General features: G+C 63.6%; 8 protein-coding genes. 4 read left to right on the top strand and 4 right to left on the bottom strand.

Annotation, left to right across the window (positions count from 1 at the left end; translation table 11 throughout):
- A partial coding sequence (locus EOA29_RS23835; protein ID WP_145969762.1) for an aminopeptidase occupies positions 1–566 on the top strand: 566 nt, incomplete at its 5' end.
- A gap of 80 nt (positions 567–646) precedes the next feature.
- Positions 647–1,000: a DUF488 domain-containing protein gene (locus tag EOA29_RS23830; protein ID WP_127221664.1), complete on the top strand. Its 354-nt coding sequence runs from the start codon at positions 647–649 to the stop codon at positions 998–1,000.
- 250 nt (positions 1,001–1,250) lie between these two features.
- On the opposite strand, the gene EOA29_RS23825 is transcribed toward EOA29_RS23830, so the two are convergent.
- A complete protein-coding gene (locus EOA29_RS23825; protein WP_127221662.1) occupies positions 1,251–1,598 on the bottom strand; it encodes an ArsC family reductase in 348 nt (115 codons plus the stop codon).
- Positions 1,599–1,815: 217 nt separating this feature from the next.
- Between EOA29_RS23825 and EOA29_RS23820 the strand changes: the two genes are divergently transcribed.
- Positions 1,816–2,172 carry a metalloregulator ArsR/SmtB family transcription factor gene (locus EOA29_RS23820; RefSeq protein ID WP_127221660.1) on the top strand — a complete coding sequence of 119 codons (357 nt, stop codon included), beginning with the start codon at positions 1,816–1,818 and terminating at the stop codon, positions 2,170–2,172.
- A complete protein-coding gene (locus EOA29_RS23815; RefSeq protein ID WP_127221658.1) occupies positions 2,169–2,648 on the top strand; it encodes an SRPBCC family protein in 480 nt (159 codons plus the stop codon). Before EOA29_RS23820 ends, EOA29_RS23815 begins: the two co-directional genes overlap by 4 nt.
- Positions 2,649–2,741: 93 nt before the next feature.
- Here the strand turns inward: EOA29_RS23815 and EOA29_RS23810 are convergent, their stop codons facing one another.
- The 3 genes from EOA29_RS23810 to EOA29_RS23800 form a co-directional block, all read right to left on the bottom strand.
- Positions 2,742–3,095: a nuclear transport factor 2 family protein gene (locus EOA29_RS23810; protein ID WP_126095322.1), complete on the bottom strand. Its 354-nt coding sequence runs from the start codon at positions 3,093–3,095 to the stop codon at positions 2,742–2,744.
- 410 nt (positions 3,096–3,505) lie between these two features.
- A complete protein-coding gene (locus tag EOA29_RS23805) occupies positions 3,506–4,483 on the bottom strand; it encodes a 2-dehydropantoate 2-reductase (RefSeq protein ID WP_127221656.1) in 978 nt (325 codons plus the stop codon).
- The coding region (locus tag EOA29_RS23800; protein WP_145969761.1) for an AMP-binding protein at positions 4,483–5,388 on the bottom strand (906 nt) is incomplete at its 5' end. The genes EOA29_RS23805 and EOA29_RS23800, both read right to left, overlap by 1 nt.

The following is a 5,388-nucleotide window of genomic DNA, read 5'->3' as shown; positions in this document are numbered from 1 at the left end:
GGTTGGCGGAAGGCCATGAATGGATGGGCGGCGCCTCGACGGCGAAGAACGGCATCACCTGCAACCCGAACATCCCGACCGAGGAGGTCTTCACCACGCCGCATGCAAGGCGCGTCGAAGGCCATGTCTCCTCGACCAAGCCGCTCTCCTACCAGGGCACGCTGATCGACGAGATTTCGGTGCGCTTCGAGGGCGGGCGGATCGTCGAGGCCAAGGCTTCGAAGGGCGAGGACGTCTTGAAGAAGGTGCTCGACACCGACGAGGGCGCGCGCCGCCTCGGCGAAGTGGCGCTGGTGCCGCATTCCTCGCCGATCTCGAAGAGCGGTCTTTTGTTCTTCAACACGCTGTTCGACGAGAACGCCGCCTGCCACATCGCGCTCGGACAATGCTATTCGAAGTGCTTCGTCAACGGCGCTTCGCTCAGCCAGGACGAGATCGCCGAGCGCGGCGGCAACAAGAGTTTTATCCACATCGACTGGATGATCGGCTCGGACAAGGTCGACATCGACGGCCTCGGCAAGGACGGCAGCCGCGTGCCGGTGATGCGCAAGGGTGAGTGGGCATAACAGGACTCATTGTTTTCACGCAATTCCGGACGGAAAACCGCTGCACACTTTTCCTGGAATTGCTTGGCAAGGGAGGCGTAATGGCCTTCGACATTGCGGTGAAGCGTGTTTACGAGACACCCGAAAAGACCGACGGCCAGCGAGTGCTGGTCGACCGCGTCTGGCCGCGCGGCGTTGCCAAGATGGATGCCGCGCTGGCGCTCTGGCTGAAGGAGATCGCGCCAAGCGACGCGTTGCGCAAATGGTTCGGACATGAGCCCGAGCGTTGGGCCGAGTTCCAGAAGCGGTACCACGCCGAGCTTGACCGGAATGAGGAAGCGGTGGCGCAACTGCGCGGCCTGTTGCGCGAAGGCAAGGTGACGCTGCTCTACGGCGCGCATGACGAGGCGCACAACAATGCGGTGGCGCTGGCGGGGTATTTGAGGCAGGCGTGAAGGGCTCGCGCAACGCTCGCGATTTGCGAAAGCCGAGGTGACGTCCGATCTCCCCCCTTGCGGGGGGAGATGCCCGGCAGGGCAGAGGGGGGTGCTGTCCCTCCGGCCTCTCAACCGTTCACTGCCGCGCACCGAAACAGGTTCGCGCTGGGGCAGACCGACCAGCCTCGCGTTCCTTCACACCCCCTCTGGCCTGCCGGCCATCTCCCCCCGCAAGGGGGGAGATTGGCAGCTTCGCCGTGCCGCTACCCTACCTCACCGCCCCCTCATAAACCTCCGCCTTGAACCCAACCAGAATGCGGTCGCCGACTTCCAGCACCGGGCGCTTGATCATGGTCGGCTTGGCGAGCATCAGCGCCTTGGCCGTCTTCTCGTCGAGTGCTTCCTTGTCCTTCTGCGGCAGCTCGCGGAACGTGGTGCTGCCCTTGTTGAGCAGCTTTTCCCAGCCGACCTTGCCGACCCAGCCGTTCAGCCTTTCCGCCTCGATCCCTTCGGCCCGGTAATCGTGGAAGCGGTAGGGAACGTCGTGGCTCTCCAGCCAGACGCGCGCCTTCTTGATCGTGTCGCAGGTGGTGATGCCATACATAGTGATCGTCAAGACAGACCTCGGGCGGGTGGGGTTGCGAATCCGGCCGAACCCTAGAGCATGATGCCGAAAAGTGCGAAGTGGTTTTCGGATGACATCATGCTCTCTCCTTGACTTAGAGCCTGCCCTGCCCGCTTTGCCAGCGCTTTGCCGCAGCCTGGATTTTGGCGCTTGCCAATACTAAGGTTTTTTCCTAAGTATTATCCAAAACCCAAGGAGCAGATGGCCGATGATCAGCCTGCAGCCCGGCAGTCAGAGCACGCCGCCGATCGACGGCATCTTCCGCGCGCTCGCCGATCCGACGCGCCGGCGTGTGGTGGAGCGGCTGAACAGAAGCCCGGCCTCGGTCAGCGAACTGGCGGAGCCTTTCGCCATGGCGCTGCCCTCCTTCGTCGAGCACCTCAAGGTGCTTGAGGGCTGCGGGCTGGTGCAGTCGGAAAAGGCCGGCCGTGTCAGGACCTATCGGCTCTCGCCCGAGCCGCTGAAGCTGGCGGAAAACTGGCTCGCCGAGCAGCGCGCGCTGTGGGAGCGCCGCCTCGACCAGTTCGACGCCTATGTGATGAACCTCAAGGAGAACGAAAAGTGAGCTATCCGTTCAAGCCCAATCCAAAGCTGGACCTGACGCTGGAGCGCTTCCTGGATGCGCCGCGTGAATTGCTGTGGCGCGCCTGGACGAAGCCGGAGCATGTCAAGCAATGGTTCACACCGAAGCCATGGATCATCACCGACTGCGAGATCGATCTCAGGCCCGGCGGCCTGTTCCGCACGCGCATGCAGTCGCCCGACGGAAAAGAGGTCAGCGACCGCCATTGCTGCTATCTCGAGATCGTGCCGCATGAACGGCTGGTGTGGACCGACGCGCTGCTGCCGGGCTACCGACCGTCCGGCGAGCCTTTCATCACCGCGGTTATCGCTCTCACGCCCGAAGGCAAAGGCACGCGCTACACCGCCACCGCCATCCACCGCGACGAGGCGACGCGCAACAAACACGAGGAGATGGGTTTCTTCGACGGCTGGGGCACGGTGGCCGACCAGCTTGCGGAATATGTGAAGACGATTTGAGAAGCTGGCATGGCGGCCGGAATATCATCCTGGCCACCATCTCTGATTTCAAATTATGCAGCGAAGAGGCGAGACGCCTGAGGCCGATCGGCCTCAATAGTAAAAGCGCTCTTCGCTGATTTTGCCTTTCTTGACCGTATAGAGGCCAACTTCATCCATTTTGACGCGTTCGCCGGTCGATTTGGGCGTCACGTCGAAGCTGAAGCGCAAAGCGAATTGGTCGCCATTGACATAGGGACCCTCGACCGAGCCGCCATGAACCTCGTGGTTGGCTTCCCACCACTCGCCCTTCTGCTTGACGGCTTCCTTGCCGTTGCAAACAGCCATCGGGCCTTCCATCGCTTCGTAGCTGACGATGTCGTCGGCATTGTACTTCGCGGCAGCGCTGTGGCTGTCGCCCTGCTTGAGGAGTTCGGTGAAATCCTTGGCAATTTCGGCAGTGGTCATGACTTCCTCTCTTTCCAGACGCATTCCAAGTAGGGCGCCGCCTGCCGGCCGGCCACCGTGGGCCCGCTGGCAGCTGACAATCCGTGTCAGGATCGTCGCGCATTGCGACGCGGCGATCAGGGACCAACGATCCAGGTCCTGTAGATCGTCAGGCCGCGCAAGCTGTGAATAAGAATGAACTTCCTTGCTACGAAGCTGATTGGATCGATGGGCTGCCTAGGAATGAATTTCTCGTCATAGGCAAGCGTCATGTGCGGAACAAAATGATCTGCTGCCTCGGGGGAAGCGGGATGCCGAAATCTAACTCTTGCTGCCGATACATCTGCACTCGTTCGGCTGAGGAACGCTCCCGATAAGTTTTGTTAAAGAGTCAAGTGCAGCAAGGGTCGGCGAATTTCACCAGTGGTGCGTCAATAACACCCGTGTTCGATCGCCAGCCGCCGCACCAGCGCCAGCACGCTGTCGATGGTGGGCGTCGGTTGGCCGGTCAGGCGGCCGAGTTCCTGCACGGCGCACACCAGCGCATCGATCTCCATCGGGCGGCCGCGCTCCAGATCCTGCAGCATCGAGGTCTTGTGCTCGCCGACATCGCCGGCGCCCTTGATGCGACGGTCGACGGCAACAGGAAAACGCACGCCGAGGCTTTCGCCGATCGCCTGCGCCTCGAGCATCATGGCACGGGCGACGGCGCGCGTACCTTCATCGGCAACGATTGCTGCAAGCGTGCTGCCGGTCAGCACCGAGATCGGGTTGAAGGAGAGATTGCCCCAGAGCTTCACCCATATCTCGGAGCGGATATCCTCGCGGACCGGCGCCTGCAGCCCGGCTTTGACCATTTCGCGCGCCAGCGCAGTCACACGCTCGCTCTTCTCGCCCGAAGGCTCGCCGAGCGAAAAGCGCGTACCCTCGACATGGCGGATCAGGCCGGGCGCGTCGACCTCGGCAGCGGGATAGACGACCGAGCCGACGACGCGCTCCGGACCGATGCTTTGCCAGATCGCGCCGCCGGGATCGACGGCTTGGATGCGGGTGCCCTCGAGCGCACCGCCAATTCTGTAGAAATACCACCAGGGCACGCCGTTCTGCATGGTGACGACGGCGGTCCCCTCGCCCAGCAGCGGCGCGATCTGGTCGAGCGCAGGCGCCAGCGAATGCGCCTTCAGCGCCAGCACGACATAATCCTGCTTGCCGAGTTCCTCGGCGCGCGCCGCCGCCCGCACCGAAGCCACCGACTCCTTGCCGTCCTCGATCAGCCGAAGGCCGTCGGCCTTGATGGCTTCGAGATGCGCGCCGCGGGCAACAATCGACAGATCGACCCGGCCGGGAATCGCCAGCTTGGCGGCGAGATAGCCGCCGATGGCGCCGGCGCCGAAGACAGTGATGCGCATCAGCCGAGACCGAGCTTCGCCGCGAGGCCTATGCGCTGCAGCTTGCCGGTGGCGCCCTTCGGGATCTCGTCGAGGATCAACACCTTGCGCGGCACCTTGAAATCGGCGAGCCGGGTCGATGCAAAGCCACGGATATCGGCCTCGCTGGCGCTCTGGCCTTCGCGCAGCACGACCGCAGCGGCGACCTCTTCGCCGAGCTTGTCATGCGGCATGGCGAAGGTGACGACCTGCGCCACGGCCGGATGGTCCATCAGCACGCCATCGACCTCGAGCGGTGAGATTTTTTCGCCGCCGCGGTTGATGATCTCCTTCAGCCGGCCGGTGACGCGCAGGTAGTTGTCCTCGTCGAGCACGCCCTGGTCGCCGGTGTGGAACCAGCCATGCGCGAAGGCGCTGGCATTGGCGTCCGCATTCTTCTCATAGCCGGCGGTGACATTCGGCCCGCGAATGACGATCTCGCCGACTTCGCCCGCTTTGAGCAAGCGTCCGTCCGGGGCCATGACGGCCACTTCCGGTCCAGCCGCCGCGCCGACGCTGCCCGGCTTGCGCTGTCCAGGCGGCAGCCGGTTGGACGCCATCTGATGCGAGGCTTCGGTCATGCCGTAGGACTCGATCACCGGGCAGCCGAATGTCGCCTCGAGCTCGGCCATGACCTGCGCCGGCAGGGACGCCGACGAGGAGCGGATGAAGCGCAGCTTCGCCTCGGCCAGCTGCTCGGGATTGCGCGCGGCGCGCGGCAGGATCGCCTGATGCATGGTCGGCACCGCCGTGTACCAGTTGGGCTTCGCTTCAGAGAGCCATTGGAAGAAGCGCAACGCGTTGAAGCCCGGCGTGCAGAAGACGCTGCCGCCGGCGGCAAGCGAGGACAGCACCGCCGCGATCAGCCCGTGGATGTGGAACAGCGG

The organism is Mesorhizobium sp. M1E.F.Ca.ET.063.01.1.1 (assembly GCF_003998155.1).
Taxonomy (GTDB): domain Bacteria; phylum Pseudomonadota; class Alphaproteobacteria; order Rhizobiales; family Rhizobiaceae; genus Mesorhizobium.
Note: the sequence above shows the minus strand (reverse complement) of the source record. Positions and strands in the feature narration are given on the sequence as shown.